We start from the raw sequence: 15,890 nt of genomic DNA on the forward strand, positions 1-15,890 counted from the left end.
AAATGTCGGCGCCCGCTCGTATGCTTTGTCCATCGGCAGCGGGGTTCCGGCGGCCGGCGGCGGCGGCGGACCGGGAGTCGGCTGCGCACCGGCCGGTGGCCCCGCCTAAGTAAAAGGGGTCTCGCATGTTCTGTTCCATCATTCCTCCGTACATGCTGCGCCGGCTGGCAGCGCAGCAGGAACCACGGCTCTCCGGGGCAGCGCGTGCGGCGCGGGAAGCGCTGCTGCACGTCAAAAGCTTCCAGGCGTCCCGGATTGTCCCTTCCCCGGCTCCTCCCCCGGGGATGCGCGGGCTCAAGCCCGCGTCTCCGGAGCGGACCGTCTACGACGCGAAGTTCTCGGAACAACTGCCCGGCAGCGTGGTGCGGAAGGAGGGCGAGCCCGCCACCGGCGATCCGGCGGCCGATGAGGCTTACGACGGGCTCGGGCACACCCACCGGCTCTATGCCGAGGCGTTCGGCCGGAATTCCATCGACGGCAACGGGATGCCCCTCGATGCCACCGTCCACTTCGGCCGCCTTTATGACAACGCCTTCTGGGACGGCCGTCAGATGGTCTTCGGGGACGGTGACGGCCAGGTCTTCGAGCGGTTCACGAAGTCCCTCAGCGTCATCGGCCACGAACTGGCCCACGGCGTGACCCAGTATTCCGCCGGTCTGGCCTACCGGAACCAGGCCGGTGCACTGAACGAGTCCATGTCCGATGTGTTTGGAGCGCTCGTTGAGCAGCACGTGCGGAAGCAGTCGACGGCGGAGGCCAGCTGGTTGATCGGCGAAGGGCTGTTCACGGACCAGGTCCAGGGCTCGGCCCTGCGTTCAATGAAAGCACCGGGAACTGCCTACGACGACGACGTGCTGGGAAAGGACCCGCAGCCGGACTCGATGGACGGCTACATCCGGACCAGCGCCGACAACGGCGGGGTGCACCTCAACTCCGGAATCCCCAACCGGGCATTTTGCCTGGTCGCGACGGCCCTGGGCGGCAACGCCTGGGACGCCCCCGCGCAGATCTGGTACGAGACCCTGACCGGCGGCACCCTGGCGCCAAACGCCACCTTCCGCGCCTTTGCCAAGGCCACGGCGCTGTCCGCCAAGGAGCTCTTCGGTGCGGGCTCCAAGGAACATGACGCCGTGCGCTCGGCGTGGGAAACTGTGAAGGTCAAGCTCTGAGCAACCCTTGAGGATCACTCCATGAAGGTCCCGGCTCCATGAAAATCCCAGTCCCGTGAAAATCACCGTCCAGCGCAGCGGCGGCATTGCCGGCATGAAACGGACCTGGTCCGTGCTGGCCACGCCCCCGGATGACAAGGAACTGTGGCAGCCGCTCGTTGAGGCGTGCCCCTGGGACGATGCGCCGAAAACCGCGCGGGCGGCCAACGGGCAGCCTGACCGCTTCCTCTACAGCATCCGCGCCGGCCAGCGGAGGGCCACACTGCCGGAACAGTCCGTCACAGGACCCTGGCGGGAACTGGTCGACCACACCCGGGCTGCGGCAGAGTCGACGCCCGCCCAGCCGGGCGGCCTGCCGCCGTCGGACGGCATCCTGGGACCTGGGGCTTAGACAGCGGCGGCCAGGTGCCCGCGGAAGGTGCGGCGGTAGGACTGCGGGCTGGTGTCCAGCACTTTGGTGAAGTGGTGCCTGAGCAGCACGGAGTGGCCGAAGCCTGATTCCCGGGCGATCTCGTCGATGTTGAGGTCCGTGGTCTCGAGCAATTCCTGTGCCCGGAGCACCCGCTGGGAGTTGAGCCACGCCGCGGGGGTCGCTCCGGTCTCCGAGCGGAAGCGCCGGGCGAACGTCCGGGGCGACATGTGGACGCGGGACGCCAGTTCGTTGACGGAATGGTCCTGGTCCAGATGCAGCACCATCCACTGCAGCAGCTGCTCCATGGGCTCGGAGCCGCAGGGCGGGATCGGCCGGTCGATGAACTGGGCCTGTCCGCCGTCGCGGTGCGGCGGGACCACCATGTCCCGGGCAATGGTTGCCGCCACGTTGGCACCGAATTCCACCCGGACCAGGTGCAGGCAGGCGTCGATGCCGGCGGCCGTGCCCGCGCTCGTGATGATCCGGTCGTCCTCGACGTAGAGCACGTTTTCATCCACCTGGGCGGCGGGGAACCGGCTGGCGAGCTCCTGGGAGTAATGCCAGTGCGTGGTGCAGCGGCGGCCGTCGAGCAGGCCGGCCCGCGCCAGGGCAAAGGCACCGGAGCAGATGGACATGACCCAGGCCCCGCGGGCGTGGGCGGCCCGCAGCGCGTCCAGGACGGATTCGGGGACGTCCTCGTCCCGGCCGAACGGCGACATCACCACCAGATCCGCGTCCGCCGCCGCTTCCATCCCGAGACCTACGTGCATGGAGAGGCCGGATTTGAGCGGGACGTCGCCTGGCTCCGGGGTGCAGACCCGGAATTCAAACGCGGGGACGCCGTTTCCGCGGGCAGAGCGGTCGATGCCGAACACTTCGAAAGCGGTCGCGAACTCGAAGATCGAGAAGTTGGGGACCACGATCATTGCCACTGATTTGATCATGACCCCATTCTCACAGAGACAGTGGCAGAAATTATAGCTTTTTGGGCATTTCTGCCACTTTTTTTACTCCCCCGACCGGAGAACCATAGAGGTATGGAACTCATCGGAATTGCCCTCATCATCCTGGTCATCGCCGGCCTCGCCGCCACCATCGCGGGCCTGCGCAGCGACGGACGGGGCCACACCCCGCCGGTCCGCTCGGAGGACTCCTGGTCCGCCCTGGACCTCCCCAGCACCAGCTACACCCTGCGGATCTTCTGAGGTCCCGCATCCCGGTAAAAGGCTCCACCCGACCACACACCCACCAGTTGCCCGGCCTTTAGGGACCGGGCGGCGCTATGTTCCCGGCATGTTCCCGCCAGGCGGCACCCGGGCGGCCGGTGCAGCCTGAGTCGTCCCGGCGGCAAGCCCAGTAGACTGTCTCCAGCCATGACACTGCATATTTCCTACCCCGCCGAGCTGCCGGTTTCCGAGCGCCGCGAGGACCTGATGGCCGCCATCGCGGCCAACCAGGTGACCATCATCGCCGGCGAGACCGGTTCCGGTAAGACCACCCAGATTCCTAAGATGTGCCTGGAGCTTGGCCTCGGCGAGAACGGCCTGATCGGCCACACCCAGCCGCGCCGGCTGGCCGCCCGCACCGTGGCCGAACGGATCGCCGAGGAGCTGGGCGTCGACATCGGCCAGGAAGTCGGCTTCCAGGTCCGCTTCACCGGCGAGGTCAGCCGCAACACCAAGGTCAAGCTCATGACCGACGGCATCCTGCTGGCCGAAATACAGCGCGACAAACTGCTGCGCAAATACAACGCGATCATCATCGATGAGGCCCACGAGCGCAGCCTGAACATCGACTTCATCCTCGGCTACCTCAAGCGGATCCTGCCGCAGCGGCCGGACCTGAAGATCATCATCACGTCCGCCACCATCGACCCCCAGAGGTTCGCCAAGCACTTCGGCACCGACGAGGACCCGTCGCCGATCATCGAGGTCTCCGGCCGCACCTATCCGGTCGAAATCCGGTACCGGCCGCTGTCCCAGCCCGCCGGCCGTCCCGGTGAAGACGAGGCGTCCGACGACGAGCTCGAGGAGGACCGCGACCCGCTGGACGCTGTGTGCGACGCCGTCGACGAGCTCGCGCAGGAGGCCCCCGGGGACATCCTCATCTTCTTCTCCGGCGAACGCGAGATCCGGGACGCCGCGGAGGCCCTCAACGGCAGGATCCAGTCCAGCCGGCGGCTGGCCGGCACCGAGGTGCTGCCGCTCTTCGCCCGGCTGAGCCTGCAGGAGCAGCACAAGGTCTTCCACCCCGGCAGCAAACGCCGGATTGTGCTGGCCACCAACGTCGCCGAAACCTCGCTCACGGTCCCCGGCATCAAATACGTGATCGATACCGGCACCGCGCGCATCTCCCGGTACTCGCACCGCACCAAGGTCCAGCGGCTGCCGATCGAGCGTGTGTCCCAGGCGTCGGCCAACCAGCGGTCCGGCCGCTGCGGCCGCGTGTCCGACGGCATCGCCATCAGGCTTTACTCGGAGGAGGATTTCGAGTCCCGTCCGCTGTTCACGGATCCTGAAATCCTGCGCACCAACCTCGCCGCCGTCATCCTGCAGATGACCGCAATGGGCGTGGCCCGCGGGCCCAAGGATGTCGAGAACTTCCCGTTTGTGGAGCCGCCGGATTCCCGCGCCATCAACGACGGCGTCACCCTCCTCCGCGAACTTGGCGCACTGACGGCGGCACGCCCGCAGGACCAGGGCGCCGACGGCGACGGACGCACCGGCCGCCGGCCCGCCGGCGCTGCCGGCCGGAACGGCAGCGGCAGGAGCGGCGGCGGCGGCCTCACCGCCGTCGGGCAGCAGCTTGCCCAGCTGCCGGTGGACCCGAGGCTCGGCAGGATGATCGTGGAGTCCGGCAATCGCGGCTGCGTCCGTGAGGTCATGATCCTCGCCGCGGCCCTTACCATCCAGGATCCGCGCGAGCGCCCGACCGACAAGCAGCAGCTCGCGGCGGAGAAACATGCACGATTCCGGGACGAGAACTCGGACTTCACCGGTTTCCTGAACCTCTGGAACTACATCCAGGAGAAGCAACAGGAGCTCTCCTCCACCCAGTTCCGCCGGCTCTGCCGCAACGAGTTCATCAACTACCTGCGCGTCCGAGAATGGCAGGACCTGTTCGCCCAGCTGCGCCAGCTCGCCCGCCCGCTGGGCATCAGCCTGGACAACAAGCGCCTTGCCGATCCGGTGGGCCTCCACGAGGGCATCCACATCAGCCTGCTCTCCGGCCTCCTGAGCCACATCGGCATCCTCGACGAGCGCAAGCGCGAATACGCCGGCGCCCGGGGCAGCCGCTTTGCGATCTTCCCGGGCTCGGCGCTGTTCAAGAAATCGCCCACGTTTGTGATGGCCGCCGAGCTGGTCGAGACAAGCCGGCTGTGGGCCCGCGTCGCCGCGAAGTTCGATCCGCTCTGGGCCGAGCAGGTAGCGCCGGACCTGGTCAAGCACACCTACAGCGAACCGCACTGGTCCAAGAAGATGGGCTCGGTGATGGCCCACGAAAAGGTCACGCTGTACGGTGTGCCGATCATCCCGAGCCGGCGCATCAACTACGGCAAGGTGGATCCGGAGCTGTCCCGCGAGCTCTTCATCCGGCATGCCCTCGTCGAAGGCGACTGGCAGACGCACCACAAGTTCTTCCACCGCAACCGTGCCCTGCTTCACGAGATCGAGGAGCTGGAGGCCCGGATGCGGCGCCGGGACATCCTGGTCGACGACGAGACGCTGTTCGAGTTCTACGACGCCCGGATCGGCAAGGAGGCCGTCTCCGAACGGCACTTCGACAAGTGGTGGAAGGAGGCGCGGCAGCAGGACCCCGCGCTGCTCGACTTCGACCAGGCGCTGCTGATCAGCGAAGACGCCGAGGCGCTCGACGACTCGGCCTATCCGAAGACCCTGCTGCACAAGGGCTTCGAGCTGCCGCTGAGCTACGAATTCAACCCGGTGGCTCCCGGCTCGCCGCCGAACCCGTCCGACGGCGTCACCGCCGAGGTGCCCGTGCTCTTCCTGAACCAGCTGGACGACGCCGCCTTCCGCTGGCTCATTCCGGGCCAGCGGGTGGAGCTCGTCACGGCCCTGGTCAAATCGCTGCCCAAGCAGGTGCGGAAGAACTTCGTGCCCGCCCCGGATGTCGCGCGCCAGGCCGTAGCGGCGCTGGAGGCGGATTTCGATCCCGCCACCGACGAGCTGGAGGCCTCCCTGGAACTGGTCCTGCGCCGGATCCGCGGGCAGGTCATCCCGCCGGGGTCCTGGAGCTGGGATGCCGTGCCGCCGCACCTCCGCGTCAGTTTCCGGGTGGTGGATTCGCGCGGCAAGCTCCTGGACGAGGGCAAGGACCTCGCCGAGCTGCAGGAACGCCTTGCCCCGGCGACGCGCCGCGCTATCGCCGAATCCCTCGGCGCGACGCCGGGCACGACGGCGCCCAGGGCCGGGGCGAAAGGTGCCGGCAAGGGCGCGGGGCAGGGCGCCGGCCCGGCGGCCGGACCGGCTACCGGGCCGGGAGCCGCCGCCGGATCCCCGGCTGCCGTCACGTCCACCGGCTTCGCCGAGCAGTCCGGCCTCACGGAATGGGCCTTCGGCACGGTGCAACGCCAGGTCCAGGGAACTGTCAAGGGCCACACCGTCACCGGCTACCCGGCGCTCGTGGACGAGGGCACTTCGGTGGCGCTGCGGCTCTTCCAGACTTCTTCCGAGCAGGAACAGGCCATGCGCGGCGGTGTGATCCGGCTGCTCGCCCTCAAAGTCCCGCCGCCGGACCGTTACGTCCTGGAGCATCTGAACAACACCGAGAAGCTGACGTTCAGCCAGAACCCGCACGGTTCGGTCTCGGCCCTCATCGCGGACTGCGCCCTGGCCGCCATTGACAAACTCACCCCCGCCGCGCTGCCATGGGACGAGGCCTCGTTCAAGGCGCTCTACGAGAAGGTCCGGGCCGAGCTGATCGACACGGTCTTCACCGTCACCGCCGTCGTAGAGCGCATCCTGGCGAGCTCCCGGCGGATAGAAAAGCAGCTCAAGGGCACCACGAGCCTCGCCCTCATCAGCGCCCTCAACGACATCAAGAGCCAGCTGGAGCAGCTGGTGTTCCCCGGTTTCGTAGCACGCACGGGCTACGCCCAGCTGAGCCAGCTGCCGCGGTACCTCGCCGGCATCGAGAAGCGCCTCGAGAAGCTCCCCACCAACGTCCAGCGCGATGCCCAGCACATGGCGGCGGTGCAGTCGCTTGAAGACGACTACGACGACGCCGCGTCTGCGCTGCTGCCGGGGCGGCGGGCCGGCGCCGAGTTAACCCAGGTCCGCTGGATGATCGAGGAGCTCAGGGTGAGCCTGTTCGCCGTCGAGCTCGGAACGGCATATTCGGTCTCCGAAAAGCGGATCCGCGCAGTGCTGAACAAGGCGCTGGCGCCGGCCTGACCGTGGGCTGAGCGGGGCCCGGCTCAGGCGTCCGGGACGTGTTCCGCGTGGCCGGCGTTCCGGAGGCCGTCGCGGAGCTTGTCCGCGGTGGCGTCCAGCTTTGCCGGCTCGGGGTGCTGGTCGGCCGAGCCGAAGTCGAAGTCAGCCATCGAGTTGGACGGCCAGACGTGGACGTGCAGGTGGTTGATTTCGTAGCCTGCCACAATCAGCCCGGCCCGGGCCGCGTCGAAGATGTCCACCTGGACGGCACCGATCTTCCGGGCCACTTCCATGACCCGTGCCAGCAGCTCCGGGGAGGCGTCCGTCCAGCGGTCCACTTCCTCGGTGGGGACCACCAGGGTATGGCCGTCGGCGAGCGGGCCCGCCGTCAGGAAGGCCACGACGTCGTCCTCACGCCAGACGAAACGGCCCGGGATCTCGCCGTTGATGATCCTGGTGAAGAGAGTGCTCATACATCCGCCTTTTCCGAAGGTGACCCCAGGGTGCTGGCGTCCAGTACAAAACGGTACTTCACGTCGCCGGCCACCATGCGGTCATAGGCCTCGTTGAGCTGGTCCGCCCGGACCACTTCGACCTCGGACACCACACCGTGTTCCGCGCAGAAGTCCAGCATCTCCTGGGTCTCGGCAATGCCGCCGATGAGTGAACCGGCGTAGGCGATCCGGCGCCGGATCAGGGCACCCGGGTTGACCGGCGGCATGTCCTCCGACGGAAGTCCCAGCTGGAACAAGGCACCGTCGAGGCGCAGCGTGCGGAAGTACGGGTTGAGGTCGTGCGGCGCGGCGACGGTATCGATGATGACGTCGATGCTCCGGTTCGCGGCGTCCATCGCCGCCGGGTCCGTGGAGAGGATGACGTCGTCGGCGCCCAGGTCGCGGGCCGCGGCGAACTTCTTCTCCGACGTCGTGAAGACCTTGACCTCGGCGCCCATGGCCTTGGCGATCTTGACCGCCATGTGGCCGAGTCCGCCCAGTCCGACGACGCCGACCACGTCGCCTTCCTCGACCTCGAAGTGGCGCAGCGGCGAGAAGGTGGTGACGCCGGCGCAGAGCAGCGGCGCCGCGGCGGCCGGGTCCAGGCTCTCCGGAACGTGCAGCACGTAGCGGCGGTCCACCACGATGGAGCTGGCGTAGCCGCCCTGGGTGATGGTGTCCCCGTTGCGGCGGTCCTTGGCACCGTAGGTCCCCACGTTGCCGTTTTCGCAGTACTGCTCGAGGCCGTCCAGGCAGCTGTCACATTCGCGGCAGGAATCGACCATGCAGCCGACTCCCACGTTCTCGCCCACCGTGAAGTCCTCGACGGCGGTACCGACCCGGGTGACCCTGCCGACAATTTCGTGGCCCGGCACGAGCGGGTAGTTCTGGGTGCCCCATTCGCCGCGGGTAGCGTGCACGTCCGAGTGGCACAGGCCGGAGAACTCGATGGCGATCTCGACGTCGTCCTCCTTCGGCGCGCGCCGGGAAACGGTCAGGGGAACGAGTCCGCTGCCGCTGGAGGTGGCGCCGTAAGCGGCTACGAGCCGGGGGCCGCCGGCGGCCTCGGACGAGGTGTCGCCGGTGGGGAGCGGCTTGGCAAGGGGCGGCGGTACGGGGCGTCCAGGAGTCATGCCTTGACGCTACCCCTGCGCGCCGGAGCATGGCCAATTCCCGGGCCGGCCACGGCGGCCTGATGCCGGACCGCCTCCCTGGACTAGAACAAGTCGTTGCTGCCGGCGCTGTCGGCGTAGGGCGCAGCGCCGGTCGCGACCTCGTTGGCGGAATTGTTGGACCATTCGGAGAAGGACCCGGGATAGAGCGCCGCGGGGAACCCTGCAATGGCGAGGGCCGCGATTTCATGGGCAGCCGTCACACCCGAACCGCAATACACCGCGGTGGGGACGTCCGGCCGCACACCGAGGCCGGTGAAATGTTCGCGCAACTGGGCGGCCGGCAGGAAACGTCCGTCGGCGCCGAGGTTGTCGCCGGTGGGGGCGCTCACGGCTCCCGGGATGTGCCCGGCACGCGGGTCCACGGGTTCGAACTCTCCGCGGTACCGCTCCCCCGCCCGGGCGTCGAGGAGCAGGCCCTGCTGCCCCCACGAGGCCGCCCGGCCGGCGTCGATCGAGGGCATGGCGCCAGCGGTCAGGACGACGTCCCCGGGCTCCGCCCGCCGTTCGCCGCTTTCGACGTCGAGTCCGGCAGCGCGCCAGGCGGCGAGTCCGCCGTCGAGCAGGTAGACATCGGAAAGCCCGGCGTTCCGGAGCATCCACCAGAGCCGCGCCGCAGCCATGTTGCCGCTGTCGTCATAGGCGACAACAACGTCGCCGCTGCGCACGCCCCAGGAACGGACCGAGCCCTCGAACTGGTCCAGGGGCGGGAGAGGATGGCGGCCACGGCCCGGATCCGGAGGTCCGGCCAGTTCGGTGGCGAGGTCCACGAAGACCGCACCGGGAAGGTGTCCCGCCAGATAGTGCTCCCGGCCGTGCGGGTCGCCCAGCACCCAGCGTACGTCCAGCAATACAGTGCGGCGGCCGGAATCCAGCCGGCCCTTCAGCGAGGCTACGTCCATGAGGGTCTGCATCCGCCCACTCTATCCATGGCGGCCATCGTTGGCGCAGGTCCGCCGCGGGTAGGCTGGGGCAGTGATCACAGAGCGCAAACAGGACCGGACCTGGGCCGACGAAGCCATCCGCAGAATCAATGCCGAGAACAACCGCTCCGCCGACACCCACCTGTATTCCGTCCCGCTCCCGGAAAGCTGGGGCGTGCAGCTGTACCTCAAGGACGAGTCCACACACCGTACCGGCAGCCTCAAGCACCGGCTGGCGCGCTCCCTGTTCCTTTTCGGCCTGGTCAACGGCTGGATCACCGAAGGGACCACCATCGTGGAAGCGTCCAGCGGCAGCACGGCCGTCTCGGAAGCCTACTTTGCGCAGCTGCTGGGCCTGCCCTTCATCGCCGTCATGACCCGGACCACCAGCCGGGAGAAGATCGCCCTCATCGAGCAGTTCGGCGGTTCCTGCCTCCTGGTGGACCACGCCTCGGAGGTCTACGACGCGGCCGCGGAACTGGCCAGGAGCAGCAACGGCCACTACATGGACCAGTTCACCTACGCCGAGCGGGCCACGGACTGGCGGGGGAACAACAACATCGCCGAGTCGATCTTCGGCCAGCTCGCACTCGAAGAGCATCCCATCCCCCGGTGGATCGTTGTGGGCGCCGGGACCGGGGGCACCAGCGCCACAATCGGCCGGTACCTCCGCTACCACCGCCACGACACGGAACTTGCCGTCGTGGACCCCGAGAACTCGGCGTTCCATCCCGCCTGGCTGGCCTCCCGGAACGGCGGCGCCGGCGCGGCCGCCGCGGGGCTCCCCTCCCGGATCGAGGGCATCGGCCGGCCGCGGATGGAGCCGAGCTTTGTCCCTGCCGTGATCGACCACATGCTCCAGGTCCCGGACGCCGCCTCGGTGGCGGCGATGCGGCACCTCCGGCAATACGCCGGCCTGCATGCCGGACCGTCCACCGGCACGAACCTCTGGGGCGTGTGGCAGCTCATCGCCGGCATGATCGCCGAGGGCCGGCGCGGCAGCGTTGTGTCCTTGATGTGCGACGGCGGAGACCGCTATGCCGGCAACTACTACAGCCCGGATTGGCTGCAGACCCAGGGACTGGACCCCGAACCGCACGAGGCCACGCTCCGGGAGTTCTTCGCGACCGGGACCTGGCCGGCCCAGCCCCTGGGCCTGGACACCCGGACGGGTTAGACCTCCACGGAGTCGCCGCTGGAGAGGTGCCGGAATTCGGTACCGTACCTGGCACCGATCCGTGTCACGTGCCCCTCGAGCATGCCCGCCCCGGTCGGGTTGAGCAGGGCGTCGTGGATCGGGAACGCTTTGGGTGCGCGGACGCCGATGACGAAGTCCACCACCTCGCTCACCTTGTTCCACGGCGCGTGGATCGGCACGAGCAGTGTCTGGACGGCCACACCGTCGGGGATCGCGAAGGAATCCCCCGGGTGGTAGACGTTGGAATCCACCAAATATCCGACGTTCGCCACCACCGGAATCTGCGGGTGGATCAGGGCGTGCTGCCCGCCGAAGCTCTTGACCGCGAAGCCGGCGGCGTCGAATTCCTCGCCGGCAGCCACGGTATGGATCCGTTCGGCGGCACTGTCCGCCTTCCCGCGCAATTGCCCAGCGACGCCCGCGGGTGCGAAGAGCCTCAGCGAGCTGTTGTCCAACAGCGCGGCCACCACGGCGTCGACATCGATGTGGTCCGCGTGCTCGTGCGTGATCAGCACGGCATCCGCGCCGGCAAGCGCGTGCTCTGCCTCGGAGAAGTTGCCCGGGTCGAACACGAGCACCCTGCCGTCCTTCTCGAGGCGGACACAAGCGTGGGTGAATTTTGTCAGCTTCATCGAGCCAGCCTAGGCACCCGGCGCCGCGGTGTCCACGGCCCCGGCTGGTAATCTTGGACATTGCCAGCACCCCCAACGCAACCGACAGTGAAGCGAGTTCCACAATGTCCCAGGGCGCCACAGCCGACGGTAACCGGGCTCCGGTTCCGGCTCCTTCAGCGGGCAAGGAGCAGCGCGTCACCAAGCAGCGCCTCGCGGTCAGCGCCGCCTTGGACGACCTGGCGGACTTTGTCAGCACCCAGGAGCTCCACCGCATCCTGCAGGGGCGGGGCACCTCCGTGTCCCTGGCGACCTCGTACCGGATCCTGCAGTCCCTTGCCGACGACGGACTCGTGGACGTGCTGCGGAACGCCGACGGCGAGGCCGTGTACCGCCGCTGCGCCGTCACCGGCCACCACCATCATTTGCTGTGCCGCAACTGCGGCAAGGCGGTCGAAGTCGAGGCGCCCGCCGTCGAGGCGTGGGCCGCACGGATCGCGAAAGAACACGGCTTCACCGCGGTAGAGCACACCGTCGAGATCTTCGGCCTGTGCCCCGATTGCACCGCCCGGCAGTCCGGCAACTAGCCAGGCCGTCCGCGGTTCCGCGGCAGCTCAATCCCTGGCGAACCGGATCTGGCCCAGCTGGCCACTAAGAACCAGTTCCTGCGCGTTCAGCTGGTAGATCATCGGCGACTTGAAGTAGGCCGTCGTCCAGCTGCGTTGCTCCGCGTCCGTACCGGTGCAGCTGTCCGCCGACTCCACCAGTCCCGCCGGATCCGGTGTCAGCCCGAAGGCATCGACGGACACCGGCACATTGAACACTCCGCACGGCATCCGGACCACCACGGTGGCCGACCCGTTCAGCCGGTCGAAGCCCACGTGGAGCGGTGTGGAGGTCAGCCAGTACAGGTTCTGGCCAGCGGCGTTGCCGGCCGTCGACGTGAACTGCTGGCACTCCAGCGCTGCGGCGACGGTCCCGGCATGGCCCGGACCGTCGGAACAATCAGCGGGAAGTTGGCTCGTCGACGGGGCGGCACGGGGGTAGGCGCCGGTCCCGGGGCCGGCGCCGCCGGTCGGCGGGTTCCGGGGCTGGCCGATAGCCAACAACCAGCGCTCCTGGCTCCAGGAGATCGTGTATCTGACGGTCCCGGGCTGACCGTCCCGGGAGGCGTCGATGTTGGCCACTTCCGGGAAATCGTTGCTGAGCTGCAGCTGCCAGGACCCGGGGGCCCAGCCACGGGTGGAGTCCACCAGCTGTTGCGCCTGGGGCCGGACGTTCACCGGGCCGACACCGGCAAGGCTCTCGACCTGCTCCACCGACCCTGACGTGGCAGCGGCCATCACACTCCGGGCAAACGCCTCACGGGTGGACATGTCCGGCGGGACATCCTCCGGGCCGCACGCCGTCACTGACGGCCCCGCGACCAGTAGGAGCGCGGCGAGGCACAGCAGCCGCCGCGCCGCCGTCGTGAGTCGAACCCCCATAGCTGCACCCTACGGTGCGGGCGCGGGGACGGGTAGCGGCATGCCCGCGGAAATTCCCCGGCTTTGGTCCGGTGACGCCGGGGTTGGACGGCGGGCCGCCGTGACACGCCGCCGGACGGAGCCAGACGTGGGGGATTTCCGCCGGCGGGACGTCAGGGGCTGAGACATACCCGCGGCTCAGGCAGCGGGGACCGGTGCGGCGCGCAGCACGCGCCCGTTCACCCCGCGTTTGGCCCGGACTCCGCCGACCACCCGGCAGACGACGTAAATCAGGAACGACAACGTGGTGACGTACGGGCTGATGGGGATCCGTCCGCCGAGGGCCAGCAGGATGCCGCCGACCGTCGCGGTCACGGCAAACACCACGCTGAGGAGCACCACCAGCCGGGGCGACGAGGTGACCCGCAGGGCCGCCGCCGCCGGGGTGATCAGCAGCGCCAGCACCAGCAGGGCACCGACGATCTGGATGGACAGTGCCACGCTGACGCCGAGCAGCAGCATGAATCCAAGGGCGAGGGCCCGGACCGGCACCCCGCGGGCCGCGGCGACCTCGGGATCGACGCTGGCGAATGTCAGCGGCCGCCAGATGGCGATCAGGGCCAGCATCACGACGACGGCGGCGACGGCCAGGACCTGCAGCTGGACGGTCCCGACGGACACGATCTGCCCGGTGAGGAGTCCGAACTTGTTGGCGGCGCGGCCTTCATAGAGCGACAGGAACAGGATGCCGAGGCCCAGTCCGAAGGGCATCAGCACCCCGATGGTCGAATTCTTGTCCCGGGCGCGGACGCCCATCACGCCAAGCAGCAGGGCCGCGACCACCGAACCCAGGAGCGAACCCAGCACGACGTCCACCCCGACCAGCAGGGCGAAGGCCGCGCCGGCGAAGGAGAGCTCGGAGATCCCGTGCACGGCGAACGCCAGGTCCCGCTTCATGACAAAGGTACCGACGAGACCGCCGAGCAGTCCCAGGACAGCCCCGGCCCAGATCGAGTTCTGGACCAGCGCGAGCAACTCGCCGTAGTTCTCGAAATTGAAAATGGAATTGAGTATGTTGTCGAGGTCCATCAGCCGACCTCCCCTGCGATGGCGTGCGCGTCCTCGTGGTGATGTGTGGTGGCATCCGGAACGCCCACCACAACAATCCGGCCGTTGGCATGGATGACTTCGACGTGGCTGCCATACAGATCGGACAAGACCTCGGTGGTCATGACTTCCTCCGGCCGGCCCACCCGGAAGCGTCCGCCGGCCAGGTAGAGCACGGTGTCGACGTAGTCCACGATCGGGTTGATCTCGTGCGTGACGAACACCACGGCGCTTTTCTGCTCGCGGCACTGGTCGTTGATCAGGCCGCTGACGGCCTGCTGGTGCTGCAGGTCCAGGGACAGCAGGGGCTCGTCGCAGAGCAGCACTTTCGGGTCCGTGGCCAGGGCCTGCGCCACCCGCAGCCGCTGCTGCTCGCCGCCGGAGAGCTGCCCCACCGGGACTTTGGCGTAGTCTTCGGCGCCCACGAGCTCGAGCAGCCGGTCAATCTTCCGGTCCGCGCGGGCTGCCCCGAGGCGCACGCCCCAGCGGTGGCCGTCGACGCCGAGGCCGACGAGGTCGCGGGCGCGCAACGGGGTGTCCGGATCAAACGATTTCTGCTGCGGGACATACCCGATCCGCCGGCTCCCGCGTTCCACCGGGTGGCCGTCAAGGACGGCCGTTCCCGAGGTAAGCTCCTGCAGCCCAAGCAGGACCTTGAGAAACGTGGTTTTGCCGCTGCCGTTGGGACCCAGGACGGCGAAGAACTCGCCGGGGTTGATGTCCAGGTCCAGGTTTTCCCAGAGCGTCCGGTGGCCGAACGAGAGGGACGCACCGCGGAGGCTCACTACGGGGGTCAACGTGGATTTCCTCAATTTCTGCACGAGCCGTTCAGCTCACGCGCTCTGCGCACGGAGTGCTGCGCAAGTGTTTGTGTTCACGCGGTCAGCTCACGCTGTCCCGACAATCTTAGGCCCCGGTCTCCCGGGCAGCCCTCAGGACAGCGTCCCGGCGATGCTGTCGACGTTCTCGGCCATCCACTGGACGTAGGTCTTGCCCTCCGGCAGGGTCTCGCCGAAGTTCAGCACGGGAACGCCCGACGCGGTGGCGGCATCCTTCAGCGCCACCGTCTGGGGGCCTTCGGTCTGCGTGTTGTAGGCCAGCAGCCGGACACCGCCGGAGCGTACAAGGTCGACGGCGGCCTTCAGCACGGCGGGCGGGGCGTCGGCACCGGATTCGATGGCCGCCGTGTACTCGGCGGGCGTCTTGTTTTCCAGGCCTGCCGCCTCCAACAGGTAGAGCGGCACGGGCTCGGTGACGGCAACCGCCCCCTGGCCGGCCGAGGCCCTGACCGTGGCCAGCTTGGCTTCGAGGCCACCGAGCGACTCCTTGAAGGACACTGCGTTGGCCTTGAACGTCTCGGCTGAGGACGGTTCGAGCTCCCCGAGCTTGGCCGCGACGGCGTCTGCCAGCCGGGACATTGCCGGCAGGCTGTACCAGACGTGCTCGTTGAAGGCTCCGTGGTCATGGTCATGGCTCGCGTCGGATGCCTCGGTGTGGGCGCCGGCGTCCTCTTCGGGGGCCAGCCCGGAGACCTCGACGGCGTTCAGGACGTTGGCATGGTCCAGCCCGGTATCGTCCGCGAGCTTGTGGATGAAGTCGTCGTAGCCGCCGCCGTTCTCCACGAGGAGTTCGGCCTTGGAAACCGCCAGCTTGTCCTGGGTGGTCGCCTCGTACGAGTGCGGGTCCTGGCTGCTGCGCGAGATGACGGAGTTCACCCGCACCTTGTCGCCGCCGATTGTGCTGACGATGTCGCCGTAGACGCTCGTGGAGGCGACCACCTCAACCACCCCGTCGCCGGCTGCGCCCTTGGCGCTCCCCGTCGTCGGGCCGCATGCCGTCAGCAGCACGCTGAGGCCGGCAACGGCGGTAACTATGGCACGGGCAGCAGGACGACGCACGGGGGACCTCGGATCTGTTATTGAGAATCAGGAGCATTAGCAATTGA

General features: G+C 68.3%; 15 protein-coding genes. 6 read left to right on the plus strand and 9 right to left on the minus strand.

Going from position 1 to position 15,890, the window contains the following annotated elements; all coding sequences use genetic code 11:
- The first annotated feature begins 125 nt into the window (after window positions 1–125).
- Together ABIB51_RS08550 and ABIB51_RS08555 are read left to right on the plus strand one after the other, a co-directional pair.
- Window positions 126–1,169 (plus strand): M4 family metallopeptidase, encoded by a 1,044-nt coding sequence (locus tag ABIB51_RS08550; protein ID WP_354187399.1) that lies wholly within the window; start codon window positions 126–128, stop codon window positions 1,167–1,169.
- 55 nt (window positions 1,170–1,224) lie between these two features.
- Window positions 1,225–1,560, plus strand: a complete 336-nt coding sequence (locus ABIB51_RS08555; protein WP_354187401.1) for a protealysin inhibitor emfourin — start codon at window positions 1,225–1,227, stop codon at window positions 1,558–1,560.
- Here the strand turns inward: ABIB51_RS08555 and ABIB51_RS08560 are convergent.
- Window positions 1,557–2,525: a GlxA family transcriptional regulator gene (locus ABIB51_RS08560; RefSeq protein WP_354187403.1), complete on the minus strand. Its 969-nt coding sequence runs from the start codon at window positions 2,523–2,525 to the stop codon at window positions 1,557–1,559. The genes ABIB51_RS08555 and ABIB51_RS08560 overlap by 4 nt on opposite strands.
- A gap of 93 nt (window positions 2,526–2,618) precedes the next feature.
- Between ABIB51_RS08560 and ABIB51_RS08565 the strand changes: the two genes are divergently transcribed.
- Complete coding sequence (locus ABIB51_RS08565) at window positions 2,619–2,786, plus strand: hypothetical protein (RefSeq protein WP_354187405.1); 168 nt, start codon at window positions 2,619–2,621, stop codon at window positions 2,784–2,786.
- A 168-nt stretch (window positions 2,787–2,954) separates the two neighbouring features.
- The gene (gene hrpA, locus ABIB51_RS08570) at window positions 2,955–6,995 is read left to right on the plus strand and encodes an ATP-dependent RNA helicase HrpA (RefSeq protein ID WP_354187407.1); all 4,041 of its coding nucleotides are present in this window, start codon (window positions 2,955–2,957) and stop codon (window positions 6,993–6,995) included.
- Between the two features lie 23 nt (window positions 6,996–7,018).
- On the opposite strand, the gene ABIB51_RS08575 is transcribed toward hrpA, so the two are convergent.
- The 3 genes from ABIB51_RS08575 to ABIB51_RS08585 form a co-directional block, all read right to left on the minus strand.
- Window positions 7,019–7,447 (minus strand): HIT family protein, encoded by a 429-nt coding sequence (locus ABIB51_RS08575; RefSeq protein ID WP_354187409.1) that lies wholly within the window; start codon window positions 7,445–7,447, stop codon window positions 7,019–7,021.
- Window positions 7,444–8,601 carry an NAD(P)-dependent alcohol dehydrogenase gene (locus tag ABIB51_RS08580; protein ID WP_354187411.1) on the minus strand — a complete coding sequence of 386 codons (1,158 nt, stop codon included), beginning with the start codon at window positions 8,599–8,601 and terminating at the stop codon, window positions 7,444–7,446. Before ABIB51_RS08580 ends, ABIB51_RS08575 begins: the two co-directional genes overlap by 4 nt.
- A gap of 83 nt (window positions 8,602–8,684) precedes the next feature.
- Window positions 8,685–9,554 (minus strand): sulfurtransferase, encoded by an 870-nt coding sequence (locus ABIB51_RS08585; protein ID WP_354187413.1) that lies wholly within the window; start codon window positions 9,552–9,554, stop codon window positions 8,685–8,687.
- A gap of 61 nt (window positions 9,555–9,615) precedes the next feature.
- Between ABIB51_RS08585 and ABIB51_RS08590 the strand changes: the two genes are divergently transcribed.
- Window positions 9,616–10,740 carry a PLP-dependent cysteine synthase family protein gene (locus ABIB51_RS08590; RefSeq protein WP_354187415.1) on the plus strand — a complete coding sequence of 375 codons (1,125 nt, stop codon included), beginning with the start codon at window positions 9,616–9,618 and terminating at the stop codon, window positions 10,738–10,740.
- On the opposite strand, the gene ABIB51_RS08595 is transcribed toward ABIB51_RS08590, so the two are convergent.
- Complete coding sequence (locus ABIB51_RS08595) at window positions 10,737–11,393, minus strand: MBL fold metallo-hydrolase (RefSeq protein WP_354187417.1); 657 nt, start codon at window positions 11,391–11,393, stop codon at window positions 10,737–10,739. The genes ABIB51_RS08590 and ABIB51_RS08595 overlap by 4 nt on opposite strands.
- Window positions 11,394–11,497: 104 nt before the next feature.
- Between ABIB51_RS08595 and ABIB51_RS08600 the strand changes: the two genes are divergently transcribed.
- On the plus strand, window positions 11,498–11,959 hold the full coding sequence (locus tag ABIB51_RS08600) for a Fur family transcriptional regulator (protein ID WP_354187419.1): 462 nt from the start codon (window positions 11,498–11,500) through the stop codon (window positions 11,957–11,959).
- A gap of 27 nt (window positions 11,960–11,986) precedes the next feature.
- On the opposite strand, the gene ABIB51_RS08605 is transcribed toward ABIB51_RS08600, so the two are convergent.
- From ABIB51_RS08605 to ABIB51_RS08620, 4 genes are all read right to left on the minus strand, one after another.
- Window positions 11,987–12,859, minus strand: a complete 873-nt coding sequence (locus ABIB51_RS08605) for a hypothetical protein (RefSeq protein ID WP_354187421.1) — start codon at window positions 12,857–12,859, stop codon at window positions 11,987–11,989.
- Window positions 12,860–13,036: 177 nt separating this feature from the next.
- Complete coding sequence (locus ABIB51_RS08610) at window positions 13,037–13,927, minus strand: metal ABC transporter permease (protein ID WP_354187423.1); 891 nt, start codon at window positions 13,925–13,927, stop codon at window positions 13,037–13,039.
- Window positions 13,927–14,742: a metal ABC transporter ATP-binding protein gene (locus ABIB51_RS08615; RefSeq protein WP_354187425.1), complete on the minus strand. Its 816-nt coding sequence runs from the start codon at window positions 14,740–14,742 to the stop codon at window positions 13,927–13,929. Before ABIB51_RS08615 ends, ABIB51_RS08610 begins: the two co-directional genes overlap by 1 nt.
- Window positions 14,743–14,877: 135 nt before the next feature.
- Complete coding sequence (locus ABIB51_RS08620; protein WP_354187427.1) at window positions 14,878–15,843, minus strand: metal ABC transporter solute-binding protein, Zn/Mn family; 966 nt, start codon at window positions 15,841–15,843, stop codon at window positions 14,878–14,880.
- Between the last annotated feature and the right edge of the window lie 47 nt (window positions 15,844–15,890).

This window comes from Arthrobacter sp. UYCu712 (assembly GCF_040547005.1).
Classification (GTDB): domain Bacteria; phylum Actinomycetota; class Actinomycetes; order Actinomycetales; family Micrococcaceae; genus Arthrobacter.